We start from the raw sequence: 25,494 nt of genomic DNA, 5'->3' as shown, positions 1-25,494 counted from the left end.
GAATTTCTCCATATTTAAGGTCTGAGTGTTTAGATTTATATATACCTGACTTTTTAAAAGACCTTTTATATCGGATATTTTGTTGTTATTAAGTTGTAACGTTTTTAAAGCATTGAGATTTTCAAATTCTTTAGGAAGAACTTCTAGTTGGTTGTAGCTAAGATTTAAAGTTGCCAAGTAGGACAAGTTCCCCATCGATGCAGGTAGCGTCTTTAGTTCGTTGTATGATAAATCTAAGGTTACCAAGTTTTCTATTTCTCCAAATTCTTCTGGTAAAGAAGAGATACTATTACTGTTAAGATGTAATGCATTTAATTTTTTTAGTTTGCTCCATGAGGCGGGTAAACTTCCTTTTATTTTACAGCTTCTCAGGTCTAGATATTCTAGATTTTCGAGCTCAGACAGAGTACTCAGGTCAGAGTAACTTAGATCCTTACTGTAGCTTCCTCCATATAAAGCAAGACTTCTTAGGTATTTTAAATTCCCGAAAGAAGCAGGTATTGCTCCTGCGATATTACTAGTATTATTGAGGTTAATTGCTGTTACATGCCCATTTTCTACAGTTACACCATACCACGTAACTTCATGTAGGTTGTTTTCTTTAGTGTTCCATTTGTTACTCCAATTGGATTCTCCCATGGCTTTGTAAAAGTCGACCAAAGCTTGGTATTCAGTATCCGAAACTGGAATGTTAGTATTAATTTGCTGTGCAAAAAGAGGGAAACTAATAAAAAGAATCAATAATCGAATAAATGTATTTTTTTCCATAGTTCAAGTGTTTAAATCTAGTTGTTTGATGTTATACTTGGTTATAAAATGTTAATTTAACAAAAGTAGGAAATATACGTGATATTTTTATTTATTTTTTATTTATTTTTAGGAAAATACATTTAAAATAGTATAGCGTACAGATTCGGGCTTAAACTAAGAGAACTTTATGAAGTATTAGGAAATGAAGTTGTCCTATTTAATTTCGTCACAAAGTTTAGGAATCTCTTGCAGACGCTTGCTAGGCGATCCCCAATCGGTGTCCCATAATTGATTTAAAATATAGAAATTATGGAAACTTATTTTAGGACGAGACAGAATAGTTCCTACACTACTAAAACAAAGCTTCAGAGAAATCTGAAGCTTTGTTGTTTATATCATTTACAAAACAATATACAATTCAGATTGCGGGAGTCAAGTCTGGAGGCATACGCTCAACTTGCATGAGAATTCTTCGGGGGAGGAGGTCATTTTAGTTAATCATTTCTTAATCCCTTAAGAAAATCTTCTGTATTAATATAAATTCGTTTTGTCAATTCTAATGAAATAAATTACATTTTTAGAAAAATGACTAATTACAATAATATCCCGAAAAAATCTTAAACCAACTTTTATACTAAAAAAATTGATTTATACAACACTCTTAAATATTGCGATTTTTCAGGGAATAGTCTTAGGCTTAATTATTTTAAAGTCTTCCTTATTCAATAGTAATTCAAATAAATATCTGGCCTTCTTACTATTTACACTTTCAATTATTTTACTGAATCATGTTTTTGAGATTGAAGATGCATTTACTCCCTATCCTTTTCTACGCTTTATTGACCACATCGAGTGGATATTTCTAATACCTGCTTTCCTATTCCTGTTTATTATAAACCGGATCGATGATACTGTAAAATGCAAACAAAAAATCTATTTGTGTCTTATTCCATTTGCCTATTCCGCTGTTCTTAATATTACACAAGATCTTGATCATGTTGCAGGAATTTATACTATTCCTGAGTCAGGCATTGATCTAATCAATATACTTGGTCTGGTCCATCTTGTTTTAGCCGTTACATTCATCCCTTTCCTACTACTTTACTCTTATTTTATGATAAGACACTTAAAAGATTCACAGGAAAAAAAATGGATAATTACTTTATTAACAATTATTTCTTCATTAGTATTCGCTTTTCTTATTACCGCTCTAGCCGGCTTATTTCTTCAATTTGATATTTCTGCTACTATGAGCATCCTGGCTTTATCAGCAACATTTATAATTCACTGGACAGCTTATATAGGCATTTACAAATATAAACTGGCCAAAAACAAAGATGCTGTTTATAATTTTCTAAATACAGATCTAGCTATTTCGTATACCAATCTGCAAATTGTAGAAAATAATACACCAGAAGAATATAGGGAATCTATCACCGCAGATAATCTTTATTTTAAAAAACTAGAACTTCTTTGCAAAGAGCAGCACATTTATACCGATAGTACATTAAACAGAGAAAAGGTCGCTGAAAAACTAGGCATAAGCGCGGGATATGTTTCACAAATTATAAACACAATAACAGGAGACAATTTTGCTAATTACATAAATAACTATCGGGTTGAAGCTGTCAAGGAAATGATCTCAAATTTTGAATATGAAAACTATAATTTGTTGACAATGGGATTAGAATCTGGGTTTACTTCAAAAACGACTTTTTATAAAGCCTTTAAAAAAGTTACTGGTCAGACACCAAATAAATATAAAAATACCAGCAAATAAGTACCATTTTATACATTTTTAAGCTTTTGAAACCTTTTCTAGTTTTTCTTATACCAATTTTGCACTTAAATAATTCAAATCACATTTTATGAAAAAAATTTTATTGCTAGCTGTTATTACAGTTTTAGGATTCACAAATGTTAATGCCCAAAAAATTAAATTTGGTGTTAAAGGAGGTTTAAACTTTGCAAATATCAGCGGAGATAAAACCAAAAATATTGATGTCGTAACATCATTTAATTTTGGTGTTTTATCAGAAATTCCCATTTCAGATAAATTTTCTTTTCAACCTGAATTAATGTATTCTGGTCAGGGATATAGTTTCAATGATAATACAATTGCCTTGAGTTATCTGAACATTCCTTTAATGGGAAAATATTATTTAACAAAAGGATTGAGTGTTGAAGCCGGACCGCAAATAGGTTTTTTACTTGCTGCTAAAAATGAAAAGACAAACGTAAAAGATTCGTTTAATACTTTTGATTTTGGTGTTAATTTTGGCGTAGGCTACAAACTTGACAACGGGCTTAATTTTGGTGCAAGATATAATTTGGGATTAACTGATATTAATAATTTAGAAGGTTCTTCTATTAAAAATAAAAACGGAGTATTTCAATTATCTGTTGGTTATTTCTTTTTCTAAAACTTAATACAAGATTCTTAAATCATCCACAAAACGATTCGGAGAATTGTCCCGTAAGGGCTACTAAAACAAAGCTTCAGAGAAATCTGGAGCTTTGTTGTTTGTTTTAATTTATTAAAATAGATATTTGTACTTTATATAGGCGTTTCTTCTTCTTTTAGGTTATGAGTGCAAAGTCAGGAAACATTAGCCTGCATTTCATAAGAACACTTTGGAGAGCGGAGTAACTAATATAGTTATGAAAGAAGATGGCAGCATCAGTTCTTTTAAAAGTGTAATTTTATAGTACTGAAAAAGAAACCAAATTATCAAACTAAAATTTTAAAAATGAAAAAAAAACTAATAACTATTTTATTTGTATTTACTATTATAAATATGTTTGGGCAAATTACAACCACTTCTAAACCAGACAAAACGAATTATTCTAATGATAATTTACTTCCTAATGAAGCAGTCACTAATAAGGTTATAAATCCGCTTCAAAAAGTTGAATTAGATGATGAAGCAATCCTACTTTATGATTACGACGGTTCTGTTTTTTCATATGATTTCGACTCTGAAGATATTAATTGGACTGTAAAAGCTACAGATTCTAATACTGAAATGTGTGCAAATAAAGTAACACTACATGATGGAGTTGTGTACGTTCCATTTATAAACGGTGAGATTTTCGCAATAGATAACCAAACTGGCGATGCTTTTTGGAAATCAAGATTAGGTAACATTACAGATCAAATTATTCTAAAAGATCAAACTCCAATTATAAATGGCGGAAAACTGTATATAACTGCTCAAAATCAAGATCAAAGCAGTAACCTATATGCCCTTAATATAAAAGATGGCAGTTTATCATGGAGCTACAAGCTAGATTCCCCAAATAATGACATTCCGGTGCTCTTTTTTGACAACAAAATTTTTACCCAAAGCGCCTCGAATGTGTATAGTTTTGATGCTAATACAGGGAAAGTTCTTAACCAAAAAAGTTTTGAAGAACCTATGCATGGAAAACCTGTAACAGATGGTGAGAATGTATTTATAGCAAATGAAAAAGATGTACTTTTTGCCTTAAGCCCTAACCAACTAGATGTTTTATGGCAATTTAAATTAGATGAAAATCAATATAATATTAAGGAACGTATATTCAGCAAAGACAAAAAGGTATATTTTGCAGCACAAGGTTCTACCGTTTCTTCTGTATATGCTGTTGATTCAAAAACAGGAACTCAGCTATGGAAAACTGATTTTAAAGATGATACTATCGAATATATTACCGAGCATGATGATACTCTTTGGGGATATACTCGTAAAGGAAAACTTTTTAAACTAGACTTAACGAATGGTGAAATAGTATTGGAAATAAAATTAACAACTTTACCTATTTCAAACATTGAATTTCCTGATGATGATAACTTGTTTTATTATTATTGTGACGCTGGTTTAATTGAATACAATTTAAAAGATAAAGAAGAAATAGTATATTATATGCGAACTTCTCTTAAGGATGATGTCTATAGCGCATATATAAAATTAATTCGATAAAAAAAGAAGGACACCCTACCGCGAAGTCTTTGTTAAAATAAAATCTTAAACTATCCTTTAACAATCTTCAATAAATGGTCATACATTTTATATTACCAGCTACTAAGACAAAAGCTTCAGAGGGATCTGGAGTTTTTTTGCTTTAGGTGCTTTGTTACTCCGTTTAGAGAATACAAATATTGCTTACTTGATTAAAATTACAGGAACGAAGCCGAGAATAGTAGCACAGCATCTCATTAAAACCCTTCGAATAGTGGGCATCTTCTAAAAAAGACTAATATAAAACAGAAAGATTATTCTTTCAAAACAAATGATTTTTAATTTTAATAAAATTATCTTTTTAACATTAAAAGAACAAAATCTTCTTTACCTTCTTTTCTCAAGAAAAACAAACCGCTATTAATCAAATAAATACACCTTGATTAATTCAATCTATTTACAACCGATTATTTCTGAATATTATATTTCCTGAATAACTAAAAAAGTTTTTTTAAATCTTACTTGCATATCTTAAAATTAGTTATAATTTTGCACCCGCATTAGAAAAGTAGGCCCGTTCGTCTATCGGTTAGGACGCATGGTTTTCATCCATGTAAGAGCGGTTCGATTCCGCTACGGGCTACTAAAAACAAAAAAGCTTCAGATTTTCTGAAGCTTTTTTTATTCTGTAAATTTATCTATTTTAATTACCTCTATAAGTTGAATACCCAAATGCAGAAAGTGTTATCGGAACGTGATAATGTTTCTGGTCGTTAATTTGAAATACGACTTCTATAAATGGATAAAAACTCTCTACATTGCTCTTTTTAAAATAATCACTTGTAAAAAAAATCAGCTTATAAATTCCTATATTAGATTTTTTTGAGTTTAGGAAATCTGTTATTCTTCCATTAACATCTGTTTTCTTCTCCTCAATAAAAAACCATGTTTTAGTTTTTTCATTATATTGCTCTAACTTAATAGAAACATTACTTACAGGCATTCCTTTAGATATGTCTAAAATATGGGTTGAAAGTTGAAAACTATTTTCTTGTGCAAACATCAATGTTGAAAACATCATAAAAGTTAGAACTGCAATTATTTTTTTCATTTTTATTTTTTTTAAAATTATAATTATTTTGTTATTATCCTAATTTCCATTTAATAGCTCCTGAAACATCAAGTATCGCTGTAGAAAATTTTTTATTTAATGAAACATGCTTTGCTAACTCAAATGCAACTTCTAAGCTTAAATTATCAACAGACTTAATACAATTATTTACTGATCGTTGCCTTTTTTTTGCTTCAACTTTATTTTGTCCAAACATATAGTTGCTATTAAAATGAGAAATAAAAATATATTTATTCATCAAAAATAGGCAAAATAACAGCAATTAGGTAAATCATTCCCCTTAGACATTATTATTACACTTTTTTATACAATAAGGCAAAAGAAATTTAATGATAATTACTTTAGAAAATAAAACCACCTTTTAGCCTAATACAAACTCACTACTCGTTTTTATCCAACTTTTTACACTTATGCTACTGCATTCTTTTACAAGCATAAAGCTAGTGTTTTATTAATCAAATATAATAAAATCGAATAATTCGGAGAATGGTTTCTAAACAAGAATACTAAAAATAATAGCCAAAATTAAATCCAAATAGCACCTAATTTTTGAGGAATAACTGAGTCCAATTTAGCTAATCAATAAGCAGATCTGTCTAGGCAATATCCATATTTGTCCATTGTTCTCCTATGATGATATCCTTAATTTTGTATATAAACAATACCGTTTCTTATTATAACGACTCTAAATGAACAAACATAAATTAATCCGGTACTTATTTGCACTCCTCATGATCGGATTGATGATCAGCGTTTCGGAATGGCTAGATGAAAAAGAAGTTTTATTTCCCGAAATGGCGGCTTTAGTTCTTGGCTTATGGGTTATAGATAAAAAAACATGGACTGTAAGCAGACCAATGCTAATTATACTAATGACTGTTTGTGCCGTTTTCGGAATCCTGCTTGTTCGTTATTCTCCGTTTCCATTGCTGGTAAATATTGCAATTTCATTTGCCTTTACTTCCCTCTGTCTCATTATTACACGTACCACATTAATTCCCATAACATCTGCTGCAATGTTGCCTGTGTTAATGGGAACTCATTCTTTGGTTTATCCAGCTTCCGTTTTTGTTATGAGTATTTTAGTTATTACCGGACAGTGGCTTCTTGAAAAAAACAGATTACGCAAAACAATCCCTTCAAATATAAAAAAGAGTGCTATTCATCATCCAAAGCATTGGATCAAGTTATTTATTTGGTTACTACTCATAGCTGTAATTCCAGTATTTACCGGTCAAGTATATTTTATAGTACCTCCGTTGGTGGTGATGTTTATAGAGTTTAGTTCATCTTCCGCAGGTTTTCGCAATCGACCTGTTCAGGTTTTTTTGATAATGGTAACTGCTGGTGTTTTAGGAACTATCTTTCAATATTATCTTCATATACTATTGGGTTTACCTCTAGTATATACTGTATTACTACTATTTTCATGTCTTTTTGTATTCTTTGAAATCATCGAAAAACCTTTTGCCCCTGCATGTGCAATTGCCCTTGTCCCGATGATTATTCCTCAAAAAAACGTACTAGCCTACCCTTTTCAGGTGGCTGTTGGAACGGCTGTATTCATATTTGTAGCAATGTGCTTTTTTCAAAAATGTTATCGATGGAAACGCGCACATCTTCTCATTTGCTTTATACCCCAACCGATAAGATTAAAAATGAAACGTCCAAAACGCAATAGTGTAGGTAATTAAACTGGTCCAATTGTAATTTATAATTACAGATAAAGTCATTAGCTACTATAAATATTTATCAGAAACCTTTAAACACAAAGCTTCAAGAATATTACTTGCTCTCATTCTCTAGTCTTTTAAATTCTTTTTCGGCTATTTTCGTAGCTTGCTCAAAAAAAGTAATACATTTTTCTTCCAGTAGTTTACTGCATTCTATAGCAATAGTTTGCGTATTTTTTTGTTTCACTATTTCTGTACTTACAGTTCTAAATTGGTAGATTGGATTATCTTTTTCATCTACAAAATCAAAAGGAAACTCAATTTCCTGTATATATTTCAATAACGAGAATAAGCAACTCAATGAAAACCTTCCTGTATGATACCCCAAAAATAAATGAATATGTGCAATTGCAATTTGCTTCATCGCCTTATGCAAAAAATCATTTTTTATTGCACCCGAATTATCATTGAAGCAATTTTGCCCAAGACTAAGAAATTGCTGTCCCAGTAACATTTTGCTATCATAAAAACTTTTCACAAAATCTATCTGCCTTTCTAATACAAAAGTTTTAGAATAAACAAAAAATGAAGAGTTATTATATATCAGAAGACCATTTAATATAATTGCATTAAAAAAATATTTCTGAATATGATTTTTCTTTCGCAAATAATTAATACTATGATTAAGAATAGTCACTTTATACTTACCTTCAAACTTTTCTTGTATTAGACTTTCCAACAATGTTACTCCATCTTCGATATGTTCTAAATTGAGTACCAGTAAATAAAAATGATAATTAGGAAGTTGTTTGCTGTAATTTGCACTTTTGTCTGTATTATTTTCATGAGTTGTAGTGTATCCAAAACAATATATTGCTCTTGTTTTCTTAAAAGATTCCGTAATTACGTTACTTATCCTTGAGAATGCGTCATCCATGATGTAATTAGACTGAATTCTATTATTAAAAATAGATCTTCCTAAAAAATCCTGATTATTTAATTCTCTTACTTTTTGCTTGCATAACTTTATATGTTCATGAAAGAGTCTGTTAATTTCTCTTTGCATTAATTCAATTTTAGCTTTTGCCCTATCTATCAATGCAAAATCTATAGCTTCCATATCAAGATTTTGCTGTATACTGTTATAAGCCGTATTTAACATAATTAAGATTTCATTATCTTCCTGAATATCTTTATTTAATATGGTTTTAAATGTGGGTGCAAAATCAATAACATAATCATAGTGTACCAATAAACAGGTAGAACTAATAAATTCTGGCATAAGAAACTCTGAAGCACATATAAAGATGTAACGCAAAGTTTGATGCATTGCAAAGGCTGTATCTACACTCTTATTACTTCTTCTATAAATTGATACATTGCGAAATATTACCACAGCTGATTCAATATCTATATTAAATCGTCTTTTGGCTTTTTTAAATAAATGTCTCGAAGTATCTACCCTTGGATAGAATACTTTTGAATTTGGCTCAAAATAAACCAATTCTTTATAAGTGCAATGTTGTATAAAAAATAGTTTTCCTTTTCTAAATCCATAATCAGCCCATTTAGAATTAATAAATTTAAAAACAAAACCAGGATATAACTTTATAACCTTGAATGCAGTTTCTTCTAAAACATCTCCATCCTGACTACAATTTTCTTTGAGAATAAATGTTACTACAACTACATTATTATTGCCACTATTTGACACGTAAACCGCTCCTGCCTCAATAAACTGAAGTAGGTCTTTAATTGCTTTTTCTAATTTTTCATAATGGGGGTTACTTTTTGCAATTTTAATCAGATATTCCATAATTTATTTTTACATATTAAAACAACTCCTCTTCTAATGTCTACCTAAATATTATTTCTTTGATCATCTATATACTATCGAACTTAAAAAGTTTATCAATCCTTTTTGTCAATCAAAGCATTAATGTACCTGGGTCTTAATCATATTTGTTCTTTTTTTTGTACGTTTGTTATTTACTTACTACTTTTCTTATAATATTACAAATATAGAGAGTATATCCTACATATCACAAAGAATTGAGTAAATAATCTACAAAAAAAACAAGATGATAATCGATAGAATATTACAACTTATTAAATACAAAGGAATTAGCAGAAGAAAATTCTATATTGAAACTGGTCTTTCTAATGGTTTTTTAGATAAGGTTAAAGATATTGGTGCTTCAAAAATAAAGCATATACTCAATGCTTATCCAGAAGTTAATATGGAATGGCTTTTAACAGGGAATGGTGATATGATATTAAATTCTTATAAGTTTGGAGACCGAACAAATACAAAAAATAGCTCGGTTCATGAACCTAATACTTCAACTTACAAACCTGAGAACAAGGAAGCCATTCAAAAACAACAAGTTCCCCTATACAACATACAAGCTCCCGCAGGAATTGCTTCTTTATTTCAAGATGCAAATCAAGATCCAATAGATTTTATATCGATACCCTATCTGCCTAAATGCGATGGTGCTATTCATGTAAATGGAGATAGCATGCATCCTCTTTTAAAGAGTGGTGATATCGTTATGTACAAAAGAATGAATAATGTTATTGAGAACATCTTTTGGGGTGAAATGTATTTGGTTTATCTAATAGCCGATGATCTTAAAGAATTTGTTATGATTAAATGGATACAGAAGTCTGACAAAGGTGATGATTGGATAAAATTAGTAAGCGAAAATCCGCAGTACCAACCTAAGGAAGTTTCTTTTACAAACATCAAAGGATTGGCCTTAGTTAAAGCATCTATCAGAATAAACGCTACCTATTAAATTTAAATTACATAACCAGCATGTTTAAGAGTTATTCTCTGTGCATCACAGTGTTTTCCCAACTAAATAAGAAAGCTTCAGGAAAATCTGAAGCTTTCTTATTTAGTACCATTCCTATATAAATCTTATATCAACTTAACATGCTCATAAAAGAATTGTTAAAACCAAAAAAAATAAATTCACCACCTAAGGTTTAATTTATTTTATACTCAAAATAATTATTATAATCTGCTTAGTTATTCTAGAAGGAAAAATCTAAAGGGAGAAAGGCTTGGATTGAACATAAAAAACGCAATAATATCTTTCCATGATAATGTTGCGTTTTCATTATATAAATAAATTCTTTATTTTAAGCCTCTTCCAAACCTAGTTTCTTCAAACCTCTTTTCAGACAAAACGAGATCTTTTATTTATTTTGAATATCAAAACCTAAACATCTTTATTAAGCCATAAACAACATATTTTTGTTATAGTTGTACAGTACCAAGTCATATGGTACTATGTTTGGCAGCACTTTTTCAGAAGCGGCATCTAACTTTATGTTATTTGCTTTTCGGAATAAGTAAATATCTTTTAAACAATTTGATAAACTCTGATGAATCATTGATGAAGTCATAGGCAGTTTATTATTACCTACCAATAAATCTATTTGATAATTGGAACTAGATTTTGAAAGATTATTACCTATTATTCTTATTTCGAATGTAGTAGGTTTTCCGTTATGTTCTCCCTGATATTGTACTCTCATAGTTTATCAATTTAAATTAAGTATAATTTCATTTATAAGGCTTCCCTAGCCTTTTGAAATATAAATTTACTAATAAAAATCTTTTACATTCATAATTAATTCTGAAATTTTAAAAAGCATAACAACAGTTAGTTCATTACTGCTTTATTTAAAACTCCCTTAATGCCTAATTATCTATAATTCACAAAAAAAACATATTAAATCCAAAAAGCTTAATTATTTATGATAATTTCAATCGATGTAATTAGTATTTAATATTTTATTAAATTTGAACAACTAACCTTAAAACCTAATTTCATGGAAATGACTCTCATAGCATTTTTCGCTTCAGCATTAACAACCCTTGTTACTGGTTTCATTTGGTACAACCCAAAAGTGTTTGGAACAATCTGGATGAGAGAAGCCAGAATAACTCCAGATGATCTTAAAAAAGGAAGCATGCTCAAAATTTTCGGATTAACTTATATATTTTCATTAATGATGACGATAATCGTTTCTGCATTAACAATTCATCAATCTGGAGCGATAGGAATGGTTGGAGGTCCTCCGATGCTAGAAAGTGCAAAACCATCTTTTTCAGCTTTTATGGCCGATTACGGAACTGCTTATCGCACCTTTAAACACGGCTCACTTCACGGATTCCTAACTGGAGTATTCTTTGCATTCCCAATGCTGGCAATTAATAGTTTGTTTGAAAGAAAATCTTGGAAATATATTTTTGTTCATGCTGGATACTGGATTCTTACCCTAACCATAATGGGCGGAATTATTTGTGCTTGGGCATAAAATAAAAACACAATAATCTGTTTGAAAATAAAAATTAAATAAATTCCTTTTTTAATTATATTGTAGCTAAATAAGCCATAAATTATAATATTCTATTATTATTAAGTAAATTTGAAAAATAATAGTACTCCTACCTTGAATACATGTTATTCCTTCCAGATTTACAACAATACTGAATCACTCCCTAAGTTATGGAATGATTTGGCTAGCCATAATATTTTTTTATCCAAAGAATATTTAGAGGTATTAGAAAAATCGGCACCAACCAATATGCTATGTCATTATATCGGACTCTTTAAAGAGTCTGAATTAGTTGGTATTGCTCTCACACAATTTTTAGATTCTAATCAACTAGAATCATTTGGTGAACGTGATCAATGTATAAAAACTTCGGTTCGAAATTTTGCCTTCAAAAAATTTGCCTCCCATGTTTTGTTTGTAGGTAATAACATGCTTACTGGGCAGAACGCGTTTTCATTCTCTGAAAAAATAAGTCAGCCTAAAGCGATTAAGTTATTGCATAAAGCCATTAATACCCTAAAAAAAGATTTTAAATCAAAAGGCAAAAAAATTCATATTACAACTATTAAAGATTTTTCGGCAAAAGAAATTGATATGCTCTCTACCGAATTTAAAAAAGGCTACACATTTTCTATACAGCCCAATATGATTTTTGAAATCAATGAAAACTGGAAAACTGAAACCGATTATATTGATGCTTTATCCAAAAAATACCGTGATCAATACAAACGTACTCGCAAAAAAGCCTTAGGAATAGAAAAGAGGAAAATGGATCTAGATGACATCATAACTTTTGAAGATACTATCTATGATTTGTATCATCACGTAGCCAAAAATGCTCCTTTTAATACCTTTTTCTTAGCCAAGAATCACTTTAGAGTTTTTAAAGAAACATTAAAAGAGAAGTTTCTTTTTTATGGTTATTTTATTGATGGAAAACTAATCGGTTTCAATACTTTAATCATGAATGGAACTGCAATGGATACTTATTTTTTAGGTTATGACGAAAGTGTTCAGCGCGAAAAAATGCTGTATTTAAACATGCTTTACGACATGATTGCACTTTCTATAAACAGGAATTTTAAAGAAGTTATTTTTGCCAGAACGGCTCTGGAAATCAAAAGCTCTGTGGGTGCAAAACCAGTAAAATTATACGGACTTATCACACACAGCAATTCTTTAATCAACCATAATATTGCCAAATTATTTAATTATCTGGAACCAAAAACAGATTGGCAAGAACGAAATCCGTTTAAATAGTCATATTCCATCTTTGATAAATTTTCAACTTTGGCAAAGATTTTTTAAGGAATGGCGATTTTCATTTGCTTATGCAAAATACGAACATCCAATTTAGTCTGAGCGCCACAATACTCTCCATCAATTTGAAAACTAACTGGATGATTTGTTTTTATCACCGCTTGATCTGTCGAAATAATAACAATATCATCTGAGTCGATAGGCATATTTCCTGTGATTATTTTTCCTAAAATTATTAAATCAAGGTTTTTTAAAACTACCAATTCAAATTTACCATCATTTACAGTTCCTTTTGGATTAATTACAACGCCTGTCCCATATTTTTGAGAATTAGCAATTACAACCATCCTTGCTTCATGCTCTACTGTTTGGTTATTTGCTGTAATAGCGACAACAAAAGGATCTCCTGACTCTTTTATAGTTGTGTAAGCCTGTGATGCATAACCCCAAAAGCCTCTTATATTGCTTTCCTCATAGTTCTTAATTAAATCTGCATTCAAGCCAATATCACTTAAGTGAATACTTTTTTTTCCATTAATACAAATCATATCCATTTCGATATAATTATTATGAAAAGCAATATTTAAATTTTCTTCAAGTGTTTTTGGCAAATTTAAATCAACAGATAAACCATTAGCAGATCCTGCTGGTATTATCCCAACAACAACATCATATTGCTCCATTGCTTCGGCAACCATCTTCACAGTTCCATCTCCACCCGCAACAATAATCCGATCAGGCAAATACTCTTTATATAACTCTCTTATCTGAGTAATATCATTTTTTCCTGTAGTTTCATAAACTTTCAAATAAATATGACATGTTACTGCATAAGATTTTACTGTTGCGATAAGCTCAGACTTATCCAAATCACCCGAAATAGGATTTACAACAAATAAGATATTTCGTTTCAAAATTTTATCTTTATATTTATTAAAAACTAATTATACCAGCTATTCCAAAAGTACACAATTAATGAAACCTATTTTAAAATTATATCGAGGATATGCCAATGATCAGGAACTAATTGTTATGGGACACATTTTTAAACCATCAACGGCTAATGATTATGATTTTCAAAAAAAGAATTTCAAAAATGCTACTTCGGTTCTTAAACTTTTCCAAATAAAAACAATTTCCAATTACGATGTTTATTTAAAACATGGAGATAGACAAATTCATACCAAAACCCTCGATGATGGTTTTTTTAAATTTTGCATTCCTTTAAAACAAGAAACTGGTTTTGGATGGATGGACTATGAAGTTAGCATTACTCATAAAAACGAAACAATAACATCTTCTGCATCTTTCATCAGACCTCATGAAGGAAACTTAGGAATCATATCTGATATTGATGACACTTTCCTGATTTCGCATACTAAGAACTTTTTCAAAAAATTATATATTCTACTCTTTAGAAACGTAAATGACCGAAAAATATTTGATGATGTTGTACCTCATTATCAAGCATTAAGTTCTGCTGGAAGAAATAATAAAAATGAAAAAAATGCTTTTTTCTATATTTCAAGCAGCGAATGGAATTTATATCGATTTATTATTCAGTTTACTAAAATACATGAATTACCAAGAGCTGTAATATTATTAAAAGATATTAAAACCGGAATATCTGATTTTTTTATGAGTGGCAGAGGAAATCATGACCATAAATTTGATAAAATTAAACATGTTTTAGAGTTTTATCCAAATCTTAAATATGTTTTACTGGGTGATGATTCTCAACATGATCCAATATTATACGAAAGGATTTGCAAAATATTCCCTGTAACTGTGAAAGCAGTTTACATCAGACAAACCGGCAAACATAAAAAAAAACCAACAGAAACTATTCTGAAAAATTTAGAAAATCTTGAAGTTTCTGTTTGCTATTTCAGGCATAGCAGTGAAGCGATTGAACACTCTAAAAAGATTGGAATTATAAAGTAAAAAGCTTTGGGCTTTGGGCTTTGGGCTGCGAACAAAACAGCAACTGTTATTAAAACTGAAACTGAATACCAAAACTAGCCTAGATTGAAGAGAAAATTACAAAGCAAAAACTGCATTTCCTGTTTAAAAAAGCGAATTTAGAAGCTCTTTTATAACATTAGAAATGCAGTTTTTGTTATCAGTCCTGATAGCAAGAAAAATACTAACTAATAAATTATAGTTTATCTATTTCTTCCTGAACTACTTCCCACTCTGAAAGTAATTTATCTAATTCGGCTTTCTTTTTATTGTATGCCATAAAGAATGAAGCATCTTCAATATGCTTGTCATAATTTGAAGCTAACATTTTATCATCGTGTAGAATATCTTTTTCTAATTGCTTGATTTGACTTTCGACTTTACTCAAGCGATTTTGCAGCGCTTTATTTTTCTTTTGGTCCTCGTATGAAGCCTTATTACTTTCTTTAGGAGCTCCCGCTTTTGTAGCATCTTTTTTCTCAACTTCACGCATGTTTTCTAAATTACGTTGTTCTAAGAAATAATTGATGTCTCCTAAATATTCTTTTATCTTTTGATCCTTGAATTCATATACTAGATTAGACATTCCCTGAAGAAAATCTCTATCGTGAGAAACAAGTAACAATGTTCCTCCAAATTTTTGAAGTGCTGCTTTTAAAACATTCTTAGATTTTATATCCAAGTGATTCGTAGGCTCATCCATCAGCAAAACATTTATAGGCTGTAACAGCAACTTACATAATGCTAAACGGTTTCTTTCTCCTCCCGAAAGAACTTTTACCTTTTTTTCTACATCATCTCCGCGAAACAAAAATGACCCCAACATATCACGAACTTTTGATCGGTTGGTATCCATTGCAGCATCTTCCATTGTTTGCAATAATGTGATTTCTCCATCTAGATATTCTGCTTGATTCTGGGCAAAATAACCCAACTGAACATTATGACCTAATTTTATACTTCCCTCGTATTCAAATTCATCAACAATTGCTTTAATAAAAGTTGATTTACCTTGTCCATTCTGTCCCACAAAAGCAATTTTGCTTCCACGTTCTACCAACAGATTGATATCTTTAAGAATAACTTTATCTCCGTACGCTTTTGTAACATTATCAGCTTCAACTACTACTCTGCCAGGTTCTTTAGAAACTGGAAAGGAAATATTCATTACCGAATTATCATCCTCATCAACCTCGATACGCTCTACTTTATCTAATTTCTTGATAAGCGATTGCGCCATTGATGCTTTAGAAGCTTTGGCACGAAATTTCTCGATTAACTTTTCTGTTTCTTCAATTTTCTTGGCTTGATTTTTTTGAGTAGCCAATTGTTTTTCACGAATTTCATGACGTAACAATAAATATTCTGAATATGGTTTGTTAAAATCATATGCTTTACCTAATGAAATCTCGATTGTTCTGTTGGTTACATTATCCAAAAACATTTTATCGTGTGATACTATTACCACAACTCCTGGATAATTACGCAAAAAACTTTCTAACCAAATAATACTCTCAATATCCAAGTGATTCGTAGGCTCATCCAATAACAAAATATCATTAGACTGTAATAATAATTTTGCAAGCTCAATACGCATTCTCCACCCTCCTGAAAAGGTTTCGGTTTGATTATTAAAGACTTCTCTCTTAAATCCTAAACCTAAAAGAATTTTTTCTGTATCTCCTACATAATTGTAACCACCTAATAATTCGAAACGGTGTGTATAATCAGATAAATCTTCAATAATCTGACTGTATTCTTCACTTTCATAATCGGTTCTGGTTACCAATTGATGATTGATTTGCTCTAATTTTTTCTCTACAACTTTTATATCTGTAAAAGCTTCGTAGGCTTCTTCTAGTACTGTTCTTCCTTGTTCAAAATCGATATCCTGACGTAGAAACCCCATACGTACCTCTTTCTCTGTTGCAATTTGTCCTGAATCAGGTTTGAAATCACCTGCCAGAATTTTTAGCATTGTTGATTTTCCAGCACCATTTTTCCCTACAAGACCTACTCGATCTCCTGCACCTAAACGAAAAGTAACTTCCTCAAACAAATAAGAACCCCCAAACGAAACAGATAAATTATGTATATTAAGCATTTATTATTGTTATTTTATAACTAATTGATTGTGTATATTAATATCTTCAAATTAATGAAAACCTAATTTTTTGTAGACATTAAAATACTTTTCCTGAGCAGTTAAATAATTTTCAAAACTCATCAAAGCTTTAATTTTTGATTTAATCGACCTGTAATCAGTATTTTTGATTCTTAATTTTCTAAAAAATAAAGCAATTTTCATTGCATTTTACTAATGTTTTTAAAAATGCAAAGGTAGTGAAAAGGAATGTATTATACTATAAAGTTAAAAGCCGTATTTACAAGACACTTAGCCTCCTTTATTTATGCCTTGCAAGATATTAAGAATCGAAAATTGTTAATATGCTAATCAATGATTATCTTTGATTTAAATTCACCATTTTTTATCAAAAAACAACTGTATTCCCTAACTTCGTAATTGATACAGTATGCTTTTTCTTATCACAAAAACTTATTCAAAATGTTCAAAAAAGGATCTAAACTAAATAGTATTTTAAAAGGCTCTTGTCCTAAATGTCAAAACGAAAGTATGTACGAAGACAAGAATCCGCTACATTTAACTAAAGTTTTAAAAATGAATGAATCTTGCAGTCATTGCGGATTTAAATACCAAATTGAGCCTTCCTTTTTTTACGGAGCGATGTATGTGAGTTATGGTCTAAACGTTGCCTTAGGTATCGCTGCCTTTGTTATATCCTATGTTTTATTTAGTTCTAGCATTAAGACTTCATTTATAGCAATTATAGTAACTCTTATTTTATTATTTCCTTTTGTATTAAGATGGTCAAGAAACATTTACATCAATATGTTTGTTTCTTATGATCCGTCTACTAACATAAAACAATAAAGAAAGATTGCAACTAATATGCATCAAAAACTCAATCTACCCATATAAGTTATATCAGTTCATTTAAGAGAAATATCTAAAACTTATATTTTCTTAAATGCCTTATATAGTTAAAAAAACAAACAGTATTTCTAATACTAGAATAATTTAATAGATTACCTGTTCTTCTTTTTATAAAATCGCTCGATATTTATTTCAACATCCAAAGGAATTTCATTTTCTATATTTTCAAATAAAGCTTTTGCCATTGCTGGTCCTAGCATAACTCCTCGTGTACCTAATCCATTAAGAATATGAAGTGATTTATATATATCATGTGTTCCCACCAATGGCCTTCTGTCTTTTACAGTAGGACGTACTCCTGCAAAATGCGTGACAATTTCAAATTTGCAAGTGATAATTTCACGTATACGCTCTAAAAGCTCTTGTTTAGCTTCTTCAGTAGGCAGATCAGTTTTATCTTTCCAGTTGTATGTTGCCCCAACCTTAAATAAATCATTCCCTAAAGGCAATATAAATACACTTGTATTTACAATTACATCTAAATTTAGGCCTGCTGCTTTTATTATAAATAATTCGCCTTTTGTACCATCCAAAGGCAAATCATTAAAGAATGGATTCTTATGCAATCCAAACCCTTCTGCAAAAATAATATGACGTGCTTGGATATTTTTATATTGTATCCCTGAATCTAAAAACTCTATTAGATTATAGTCAAACGACTCTTGAAGCAGCAAATTATTAGCTAATAAATATTCTCTATATTTTTCTAATAACAAAGCAGTATCAACATAACCAGTATGTAAAACTTCACCATAATCGTATGGCGAATCTATGCTATTGTATTTTTTGGAAACTAATTTAGTCGACAAAAAAGGCGCTAAGTTTTTTTTATCTGAAGCACTGAACCAATTATTTTGTTCTTCTATCGAAAAAAATTTTCTCAAAATTGGAAGTTGGTAGTTGAATTTTGCATCTAATTTACTTTCTATATCTGCATAAAAGGAATCCATTAAAACAAGCTGTTCTTGTGCTTGCCATACTTCACTAAATCTTTTTAATATTACAGGATTATACAAACCTCCAGCAATCTTTGATGAGTTTTGTGATTTATCATCTACTACCAAAATAGATTTATTGTGGGACAATGCTTTTTCGGAAAAAGAAATCCCAGCCAAACCTGAGCCAATAATTAAATAGTCAATCATGAGAATAAATTAAACTGTTACGCCAACAAACATAAATGAAAAAACTCTTACCAAAAAATGGTAAGAGTTTATATTAAAGAAGGAAATTAATTTTTAGTAATTCCACATATCTGATTCGAAATTTCTAATTTTCTCTTTCACTCTCTCAGATTCCAACAATTGATTCTGAGCATTATCCTTCATGTATTCTTCTATAGTTCTATCTCCATAAACATTTTCTTCTTTATAGATTGTACTGTTAAAACGTCTAGAGTTCAAGATTTGATCAAAAGAAATTGGCATAGCTGAGTTTTTATCATTAAAAGCCTTAGCATCATGCAAAACTTTTCTAGCATCTGGAAAGAATACCCAAAACAATTCTATATAATCTTTTTCTTCACTATTAATAGTATAAACATCTGGAGTAACAGGACAAATCCCTAATAGACGATACTTCAATTCACTTTGACGCTTGTCAAAATACCAATACCCTTTAATTTTATATTCCGTGACATCTTGAGCTGTTAAATCAGTTTTCAAGATATACTCAGAAGATATCGTTTTAGATGCAGGAACAGTTACTGTTTCACTTGTAGTTACTTTGTTCTTCCCTTTACCAGTTGTCTTCTTTTTTTCGATCGTTTGCGTAACATACGCCCCTGGATCTTGATTCAATTGCTCTCTACCAGCATCTGTTGTATCGACACGTGATAAAGAAGCCTCAATATCTTTCATAGACTTTTTGGTATTGAAATAACTATCAGTGTATACTTCAGTAATTTTACCATTTTTAATTGCCTTTGTCAAGACATCGTACATAGAACGTCTGTCTGAACCGATATTTGCGGTATCAATTGGAAAATATAGTGGAAAATTAATTTTTTCATTCAAATCAATGATTTCCCAAATTGTTTTCCCCATCAAAACATCTCTATCGTGTACATAACCATAAGCTAATGGTTTGTCATTATCTGAAATAAGTTGTGCTGGGCTTTTCAGACCAATTTCTGCAGGTGTCTTTGCATTAAGCAAATTTGACTGCGCAAATGTGGTATAACTCCCTGCAACAGAGATAATAGCTATTAAAAAATTTCTTACATTCATCATGGTGTCAGTATAAGATATTGAAGTAGTTTACTTTATGGATCTACTTATTATTGTATTTCAAAAATTACTGGAGAAGTTCTAGGCAACAAATAACTTCCTGCTCCAACAAGTTTAGTTTTAATCTCAGAAATAGTGACTTGGTCACCTCTACCTGCTTTTGAAAGAACTGATTTACATTGTGCATTTAACTTATTACCTGAAACTACAACTGTAGGCTGTCCAGTAACTTTTAAATTAAATCCAACAACATCTAATCCAACTTCGAAATCAAAATCAACTAATTTAGCTCCAATTGTAGCTACTTCTAAGTTTGATTTAGGTCCTTTTACGATACCCATTTCACCTCTAATAGTTCCGCTTGGTCCAGGAATACCTTTAATTCTAAAAGTTTTCTTATCAGAAACAGTAGTTCCATTTGGTAATGTACCTGTAACAGAAATTGTAGTTTCTGTACCTGTACCTGGACTCATATTATATTTTCCCGGTTTACCCGCAGAAGACAATCCTGGAGCACTTGCTACAACTTTATTATCAGCAACTCCAGCAAATGAAACTGAGATTGGATTAACAACTCCTCTATAAACTACATTCATTTTATCTGCAGAAATAGTAGCTGAGTTTGGTTTAGGTACTACTACATATTTACCTTCAAATTTAAGTGGAATAGTTTTCCCATCTTCTAAGAATGTAAATTGTCCATTAATACTTTGTTCACCAATTCCACCAGCAGTCATCGAGATAACAGCTTGTCCATTAACAATTTTACCTGGCCCTGCGAATGATGTAGGTTTTGTGTTTTCGTCATAACGACCTAAAACAACTTTACCTGTAACTGTTTCTCCTTGAAAGTAGGCGCTTTTATCAAGAACTACAATTGCTTTATAATTACTATAAGATGCCGCAGCTACTGCCGCTTTTCCTAAAGCTGAACTATAAACATCTGATTCTGCTTTTTTAACATCACTCTGCCAAGCAGATAGTTTTGCAACTGATGCGACTGCAGGAAAACCTTTAAAATGATACGTTAAAAACTTATCTTCTAATCCTTCTTTATTTTTAACATCAGAAGTATCAAATTTATTATCAATCTCTGCTACAATTGCACTGTACTTTTTATCGCTCAATGCCGCTTTCATATCAGCTTTATACTTATTTATTCTTGCAACAATTTCGTTTCCTTTAGCTGTATAACCTTCTCCAGTAAACCAATCATCGATATTATCTCCTTTATCCATATTTTCATATGGTAATTGTCCTGTTTTCGCATCTTTTTCAAAACCTTTTAAAACTTCGCCTTTTAAAGAGCCGATGTAATCATAAAAATCTTTTGATATAGATTGCACTTTATGCGCTGTTTGAGAAGCAATTTCAAACTCTCCTTTTGCCTCAACTGCCTTTTGATCTAATGCTGTTAACATTTGCTCATTAGTCGCATTAGAAGCCTCATTTGCGCTTTCAAATTTTTCATTCATTAAGCCAAAAGCAGACAAAACTTCTTTTGACATATTCATTGCTAACATTGCGATAAAAACCAGATACATCAGGTTTATCATCTTCTGTCTAGGGGTTAATTTTCCTCCTGCCATATTTTCTAAATAATTAGTTTTTTATTAATAATAATTGTTTTTAACTAATTATCCTTTATTATTCATAGCCGAAAGCATACCGCCATATACATTGTTTAAAGAAGCAATATTTGCAGTCATTGATTGCATTTGCTCTTTTAATTTAGTTGCATTTTCAGCAATTTCTTTATTTGCTTCTGCATTTCTTGAAGCACTCTCTAGTTGAACTTTATATAAACTATTTAATGATTCCATTTGTGCAGCAGCAGTAGATAATTCTTCACTGTATTTTTTAGTAGAAGCAATTGAATCAACAGTTGGAGCAATACCTTTAGCAGCAGATTCAAAGTTTTTGATACTATTACCTAAGCTTGACATTAACTCTCCATCAATTTTAGCTTCTTTAAGCATTACATCTAATTTTTGAGATAGAATACCTTGCGCATCTGATGATGTTCCTGCTTTTGCAACTTTAGCTTTTGCTTGCCCATTTGCCAATTCTGGATAGACTAATGTCCAGTCTAATTCTTCATCGACTGGCTCAAAAGCAGATAAAGCAAAAATTAATGCCTCTGTTACTAATCCGATTGAAAGCATCAAGGTTCCTGTTAACGGACCGATTTCAAAGTGAGTAATTTTGAATAAAGCTCCAATAATTACTACTGCTGCTCCCATACCGTATGCGAAGTTCATCGTTTTTTTACTTAATAATGCCATAATTTTATTTTATTTGTTTTTAGGTTAAAGAAATGATTTGTGGATATTATTTTAATTTACTTTCTTTTAATAATTAATTATTTTCTTTTATTTCCAGTTGATTGCGTTCCCATATAATCTTGAACAGTTCTAAAACCAATAAAACTTCTTGCAGAATCTGCATATTCAAAATCTCTAGTACTTACTTGCAAGAAATAAGCAACATCTTTCCATGAACCTCCACGTACTACTTTACGTTTATTTGAGCCATCCTGTACATTAGGATTCATAGTAGACACATATTCATAAGCATTTGGACTGTAAGAAGAGTCTGTCCACTCTGCAACGTTACCTGCCATGTTATATAGATTATAACCATTTGGATCATACGATTTTGCTTCTACAGTATACAAAGCATTATCTGCGGCATAATCTCCTCTATTTGGTTTAAAGTTAGCCATAAAACAACCTCTATCATTTCTGATGTAAGGACCTCCCCAAGGATAAGTAGCAGATTCTAAACCTCCTCTAGCTGCATACTCCCATTCTGCCTCTGTAGGCAATCTGAAAGCGTTTACTAGATCACGCCCTTTCTTTTTTGATTTTATGTATGAGTTTTTATTTAAAGTTCTCCAAGCACAAAATGCTTTTGCCTGAGTCCATTTTACTCCTACAACAGGATAATCCCCATATGCTTTGTGCCAGAAATAATCATTATGCATTGGCTCATTATATGAATACGTAAAATCTTTGATCCAAACTGTTGTATCTGGATATACTTTAACTTCTTCTGTTTTAACGAAATCTTTTCTTTTTCCAACTTTAGCTTTAGCTGCAGCCTGAATATCCATCCAAGAATATCTAAATTTCAACTTATTAACATCCATAGTTCTTAAACCATTATATGATTCTTCAACAGGAATATACATAGAATCCATTACTTCTGCATAATACTCATCTGGATATGCTTGTGTGCTTTTAGCTAATTTTACTTTTTTGTTTAATTTTCTTCCAGCATAAGGATCATCAGCTGTACCTATACTGTAATAATTATCGTACATATACTTATCATAAGCTGACATTTTATCTGGATCAGAATTATTAAAAGCATAATCACCTATACCTCCTCCTTTTTTTCCTTTAGCCTCGCCTGGTTTTTGCCCCATTTCATCAGCCATAATAGCCAAACGAACTCTCATTGTAGAATCTTTAACCCATTCTATAAATTGACGGTACTCACTATTTGTTATCTCTGTTTCATCCATATAAAAAGAACGAACGGTAACGGTTTTAGTTGGCGCATCCTCTACTTGAGCCAAGTCATCATCCGACTTACCCATGATAAAAGCCCCTCCTGGAATTAAGGTCATCCCATAAGGTTTTTCTGGATACCATTTCCCGCCTTTAACACCTACCAATTCTCCTTTGTCACTTGACCTACCACAACTAATCATTAGTGTTAAAAATGCCGCAAATGCAATAAACTTCTTCATATATATTTGGATTATCTATTCATTATTATAAGTCCGTAAACCTATTTATTATTTTTTAAAAAAACAATAGCTTTTTATGTAATTTATTTCACGGTGCAAAATTAAAGTTAAAAAAAATAAAAAAAAAATATTTAGTCGATAAACTATCATCAAATACCGCTAAAAAACGTTAAATTTTAATATCCATAAGTCTAAACTTGTTAATAAAGCCAAAACTAATCGTTAAAAAAAACCTTAAATCATTAGTACCTTATTACGAAAACGATTACACAGTGTTTTTCCTTTGTGCTTTCCACCATCTTTCAGGTAATTCCTGATTACAAGCTATCAAATATTCATCGTAAGAACAAGATAACAACGTATTTCTCTTCAATTTATTATTCCCATTAGAAATAAAAGGTATCTCTATCCACCAACGGTCTGTTTTGTCACTTTTATAAAAAACCAACTCTTCTTCCTCTAATGGAACTATATATTTCAAATAGTTTTTTCGGCTACCATATGGATACTCATTTGAACGATAATGATATCCTTCGATAAAATACCAAACTATCTGGGCTATTATTGGAGCTTCCTGAAATGTATTATTATGATTAAACACACCAAAAGCGGAGACTTTATCACTAATTCCAGCATATCTTGCAAGTGAACAAATTTCTTTACCATCAAATCCATTAGGTTCAAAAGCAAAAGTATTTCCTGAATCGGCAGATTTAACTGAATTCATATCAAAACTCACTAAATCGGCATCTCTAAAAACTGGCTCAGCTAGCGCAATTTTATTTGAAATCTCCCCTAAACGATAGGCATCGAAAAACAATTTCTCAATTAAATCGATCTCTTCTTGTGAATTATAATAAGTCTGATATCCAACATTACAGTAATTAAACAGATTATTAGGTGTGTCTACTATAATTTTAGTTAAATAAGACGTTGCTGAAGAATCTTCACTTTCTTTTCCAAAATCAAATTTATTATCGACTGCAACCAAGTTAACCATCTGCTCTAAGTCATCGTAAGCACGATACAATGCATAAGTTAAATCCTGAGAACCACCTATCACTATAGGCACTACTCTATTTTTTATTAAAGCAGCTGTTATTTTCTTCAAAAGATAATAGGTATCATCTACTGAATCTCCTGGCATAATATCACCTAAATCAGCAATAGACATATCCCAATTTCCTGGAAACATACCATATAGTTTTTTTCGAAATGGATTTAAATCCACATCATTAATCGCTGACACATCTCCGCGATTATCCAAAACCCCAATTATAGCAATATTAACTTTCGTTATATCTGGAAATTGTTCTTTGGTATGCAAAACTATCTTACTTCCCAATTCTTGAGAAGACAATGTATCAACGTAGTTTAGAATTTCTTTGGCAACTGGTTGTAGAAAATCAAATTCCATTT

22 protein-coding genes and 1 tRNA gene are annotated in these 25,494 nt (G+C 30.8%); 10 read left to right on the top strand and 13 right to left on the bottom strand.

Annotated elements, in window-relative coordinates; translation table 11 throughout:
* A partial coding sequence (locus tag IUY40_RS10595) for a leucine-rich repeat domain-containing protein (protein ID WP_195736833.1) occupies positions 1-768 on the bottom strand: 768 nt, incomplete at its 3' end.
* Between the two features lie 625 nt (positions 769-1,393).
* Between IUY40_RS10595 and IUY40_RS10590 the strand changes: the two genes are divergently transcribed.
* The 4 genes from IUY40_RS10590 (at position 1,394) to IUY40_RS10575 (ending at position 5,334) form a co-directional block, all read left to right on the top strand.
* Positions 1,394-2,530, top strand: coding sequence for a helix-turn-helix domain-containing protein (locus IUY40_RS10590; protein WP_195736832.1), 1,137 nt, complete (start codon positions 1,394-1,396; stop codon positions 2,528-2,530).
* An 88-nt stretch (positions 2,531-2,618) separates the two neighbouring features.
* Complete coding sequence (locus IUY40_RS10585; RefSeq protein WP_195736831.1) at positions 2,619-3,173, top strand: porin family protein; 555 nt, start codon at positions 2,619-2,621, stop codon at positions 3,171-3,173.
* Positions 3,174-3,500: 327 nt separating this feature from the next.
* Entirely contained in the window at positions 3,501-4,712 is a 1,212-nt protein-coding gene (locus IUY40_RS10580) for a PQQ-binding-like beta-propeller repeat protein (RefSeq protein ID WP_195736830.1), read from the top strand.
* Between the two features lie 550 nt (positions 4,713-5,262).
* Positions 5,263-5,334, top strand: a tRNA-Glu gene (locus IUY40_RS10575).
* A 60-nt stretch (positions 5,335-5,394) separates the two neighbouring features.
* Here the strand turns inward: IUY40_RS10575 and uraH are convergent.
* Both uraH and IUY40_RS10565 read right to left on the bottom strand, forming a co-directional pair.
* Positions 5,395-5,802 (bottom strand): hydroxyisourate hydrolase, encoded by a 408-nt coding sequence (gene uraH / locus IUY40_RS10570; protein WP_195736829.1) that lies wholly within the window; start codon positions 5,800-5,802, stop codon positions 5,395-5,397.
* 34 nt (positions 5,803-5,836) lie between these two features.
* Positions 5,837-6,019, bottom strand: coding sequence for a hypothetical protein (locus IUY40_RS10565; protein WP_195736828.1), 183 nt, complete (start codon positions 6,017-6,019; stop codon positions 5,837-5,839).
* 535 nt (positions 6,020-6,554) lie between these two features.
* Between IUY40_RS10565 and IUY40_RS10560 the strand changes: the two genes are divergently transcribed.
* Positions 6,555-7,517 carry an HPP family protein gene (locus IUY40_RS10560; RefSeq protein WP_195736827.1) on the top strand — a complete coding sequence of 321 codons (963 nt, stop codon included), beginning with the start codon at positions 6,555-6,557 and terminating at the stop codon, positions 7,515-7,517.
* A 91-nt stretch (positions 7,518-7,608) separates the two neighbouring features.
* Here the strand turns inward: IUY40_RS10560 and IUY40_RS10555 are convergent, their stop codons facing one another.
* Positions 7,609-9,312 carry a hypothetical protein gene (locus IUY40_RS10555; protein WP_195736826.1) on the bottom strand — a complete coding sequence of 568 codons (1,704 nt, stop codon included), beginning with the start codon at positions 9,310-9,312 and terminating at the stop codon, positions 7,609-7,611.
* Positions 9,313-9,577: 265 nt separating this feature from the next.
* Between IUY40_RS10555 and IUY40_RS10550 the strand changes: the two genes are divergently transcribed.
* Positions 9,578-10,297 (top strand): S24 family peptidase, encoded by a 720-nt coding sequence (locus IUY40_RS10550; protein WP_195736825.1) that lies wholly within the window; start codon positions 9,578-9,580, stop codon positions 10,295-10,297.
* A 442-nt stretch (positions 10,298-10,739) separates the two neighbouring features.
* Here the strand turns inward: IUY40_RS10550 and IUY40_RS10545 are convergent, their stop codons facing one another.
* Positions 10,740-11,045, bottom strand: a complete 306-nt coding sequence (locus IUY40_RS10545) for a hypothetical protein (RefSeq protein ID WP_195736824.1) — start codon at positions 11,043-11,045, stop codon at positions 10,740-10,742.
* A gap of 297 nt (positions 11,046-11,342) precedes the next feature.
* On the opposite strand from IUY40_RS10545, the gene IUY40_RS10540 reads away from it, so the two are divergent.
* Together IUY40_RS10540 and IUY40_RS10535 are read left to right on the top strand one after the other, a co-directional pair.
* Complete coding sequence (locus IUY40_RS10540; RefSeq protein ID WP_195736823.1) at positions 11,343-11,831, top strand: DUF1761 domain-containing protein; 489 nt, start codon at positions 11,343-11,345, stop codon at positions 11,829-11,831.
* A gap of 135 nt (positions 11,832-11,966) precedes the next feature.
* Positions 11,967-13,112 carry a peptidogalycan biosysnthesis protein gene (locus IUY40_RS10535; protein WP_195736842.1) on the top strand — a complete coding sequence of 382 codons (1,146 nt, stop codon included), beginning with the start codon at positions 11,967-11,969 and terminating at the stop codon, positions 13,110-13,112.
* A 44-nt stretch (positions 13,113-13,156) separates the two neighbouring features.
* On the opposite strand, the gene IUY40_RS10530 is transcribed toward IUY40_RS10535, so the two are convergent.
* On the bottom strand, positions 13,157-14,026 hold the full coding sequence (locus IUY40_RS10530; protein WP_195736822.1) for a diacylglycerol kinase family protein: 870 nt from the start codon (positions 14,024-14,026) through the stop codon (positions 13,157-13,159).
* A 61-nt stretch (positions 14,027-14,087) separates the two neighbouring features.
* On the opposite strand from IUY40_RS10530, the gene IUY40_RS10525 reads away from it, so the two are divergent.
* Complete coding sequence (locus IUY40_RS10525) at positions 14,088-15,056, top strand: App1 family protein (RefSeq protein ID WP_195736821.1); 969 nt, start codon at positions 14,088-14,090, stop codon at positions 15,054-15,056.
* A 214-nt stretch (positions 15,057-15,270) separates the two neighbouring features.
* Here the strand turns inward: IUY40_RS10525 and abc-f are convergent, their stop codons facing one another.
* Positions 15,271-17,178, bottom strand: a complete 1,908-nt coding sequence (gene abc-f, locus IUY40_RS10520) for a ribosomal protection-like ABC-F family protein (RefSeq protein ID WP_195736820.1) — start codon at positions 17,176-17,178, stop codon at positions 15,271-15,273.
* Between the two features lie 462 nt (positions 17,179-17,640).
* Here abc-f and IUY40_RS10515 point away from each other — a divergent pair, with 462 nt between their 5' ends.
* Entirely contained in the window at positions 17,641-18,027 is a 387-nt protein-coding gene (locus tag IUY40_RS10515) for a DUF983 domain-containing protein (RefSeq protein WP_195736819.1), read from the top strand.
* 155 nt (positions 18,028-18,182) lie between these two features.
* Here IUY40_RS10515 and IUY40_RS10510 read toward each other — a convergent pair whose 3' ends face one another.
* The 6 genes from IUY40_RS10510 to IUY40_RS10485 form a co-directional block, all read right to left on the bottom strand.
* Positions 18,183-19,235 (bottom strand): FAD-binding oxidoreductase, encoded by a 1,053-nt coding sequence (locus IUY40_RS10510; RefSeq protein WP_195736818.1) that lies wholly within the window; start codon positions 19,233-19,235, stop codon positions 18,183-18,185.
* Positions 19,236-19,328: 93 nt separating this feature from the next.
* Positions 19,329-20,318 carry a gliding motility protein GldN gene (gene gldN / locus IUY40_RS10505; RefSeq protein WP_195736841.1) on the bottom strand — a complete coding sequence of 330 codons (990 nt, stop codon included), beginning with the start codon at positions 20,316-20,318 and terminating at the stop codon, positions 19,329-19,331.
* A gap of 50 nt (positions 20,319-20,368) precedes the next feature.
* On the bottom strand, positions 20,369-21,907 hold the full coding sequence (gene gldM / locus IUY40_RS10500; protein WP_195736817.1) for a gliding motility protein GldM: 1,539 nt from the start codon (positions 21,905-21,907) through the stop codon (positions 20,369-20,371).
* Between the two features lie 48 nt (positions 21,908-21,955).
* Positions 21,956-22,603: a gliding motility protein GldL gene (gene gldL, locus IUY40_RS10495; RefSeq protein WP_195736816.1), complete on the bottom strand. Its 648-nt coding sequence runs from the start codon at positions 22,601-22,603 to the stop codon at positions 21,956-21,958.
* Positions 22,604-22,680: 77 nt separating this feature from the next.
* Positions 22,681-24,075: a gliding motility lipoprotein GldK gene (gene gldK / locus IUY40_RS10490; RefSeq protein ID WP_195736815.1), complete on the bottom strand. Its 1,395-nt coding sequence runs from the start codon at positions 24,073-24,075 to the stop codon at positions 22,681-22,683.
* A gap of 265 nt (positions 24,076-24,340) precedes the next feature.
* The gene (locus IUY40_RS10485) at positions 24,341-25,492 is read right to left on the bottom strand and encodes a formimidoylglutamase (protein ID WP_195736814.1); all 1,152 of its coding nucleotides are present in this window, start codon (positions 25,490-25,492) and stop codon (positions 24,341-24,343) included.
* Positions 25,493-25,494 lie beyond the last annotated feature (2 nt).

The sequence above is a fragment of the Flavobacterium sp. ALJ2 genome (genome assembly GCF_015594725.1).
In the GTDB taxonomy this organism is placed as follows: Bacteria; Bacteroidota; Bacteroidia; order Flavobacteriales; family Flavobacteriaceae; genus Flavobacterium.
The sequence above is the reverse complement of the archived record's forward strand: the minus strand, read 5'-3'. Positions and strand labels throughout refer to the sequence as shown.

Bases quoted from the DNA above. Each gene is read 5' to 3' on its own strand.
- IUY40_RS10585 (WP_195736831.1), top strand. From the start codon at position 2,619: ATGAAAAAAATTTTATTGCTAGCTGTTATTACAGTTTTAGGATTCACA.
- IUY40_RS10580 (WP_195736830.1), top strand. From the start codon at position 3,501: ATGAAAAAAAAACTAATAACTATTTTATTTGTATTTACTATTATAAAT.
- uraH (WP_195736829.1), bottom strand. From the start codon at position 5,802: ATGAAAAAAATAATTGCAGTTCTAACTTTTATGATGTTTTCAACATTG.
- IUY40_RS10565 (WP_195736828.1), bottom strand. From the start codon at position 6,019: ATGTTTGGACAAAATAAAGTTGAAGCAAAAAAAAGGCAACGATCAGTA.
- IUY40_RS10560 (WP_195736827.1), top strand. From the start codon at position 6,555: ATGATCGGATTGATGATCAGCGTTTCGGAATGGCTAGATGAAAAAGAA.
- IUY40_RS10555 (WP_195736826.1), bottom strand. From the start codon at position 9,312: ATGGAATATCTGATTAAAATTGCAAAAAGTAACCCCCATTATGAAAAA.
- IUY40_RS10550 (WP_195736825.1), top strand. From the start codon at position 9,578: ATGATAATCGATAGAATATTACAACTTATTAAATACAAAGGAATTAGC.
- IUY40_RS10545 (WP_195736824.1), bottom strand. From the start codon at position 11,045: ATGAGAGTACAATATCAGGGAGAACATAACGGAAAACCTACTACATTC.
- IUY40_RS10540 (WP_195736823.1), top strand. From the start codon at position 11,343: ATGGAAATGACTCTCATAGCATTTTTCGCTTCAGCATTAACAACCCTT.
- IUY40_RS10525 (WP_195736821.1), top strand. From the start codon at position 14,088: ATGAAACCTATTTTAAAATTATATCGAGGATATGCCAATGATCAGGAA.
- abc-f (WP_195736820.1), bottom strand. From the start codon at position 17,178: ATGCTTAATATACATAATTTATCTGTTTCGTTTGGGGGTTCTTATTTG.
- IUY40_RS10515 (WP_195736819.1), top strand. From the start codon at position 17,641: ATGTTCAAAAAAGGATCTAAACTAAATAGTATTTTAAAAGGCTCTTGT.
- IUY40_RS10510 (WP_195736818.1), bottom strand. From the start codon at position 19,235: ATGATTGACTATTTAATTATTGGCTCAGGTTTGGCTGGGATTTCTTTT.
- gldN (WP_195736841.1), bottom strand. From the start codon at position 20,318: ATGAATGTAAGAAATTTTTTAATAGCTATTATCTCTGTTGCAGGGAGT.
- gldM (WP_195736817.1), bottom strand. From the start codon at position 21,907: ATGGCAGGAGGAAAATTAACCCCTAGACAGAAGATGATAAACCTGATG.
- gldL (WP_195736816.1), bottom strand. From the start codon at position 22,603: ATGGCATTATTAAGTAAAAAAACGATGAACTTCGCATACGGTATGGGA.
- gldK (WP_195736815.1), bottom strand. From the start codon at position 24,075: ATGAAGAAGTTTATTGCATTTGCGGCATTTTTAACACTAATGATTAGT.
- IUY40_RS10485 (WP_195736814.1), bottom strand. From the start codon at position 25,492: ATGGAATTTGATTTTCTACAACCAGTTGCCAAAGAAATTCTAAACTAC.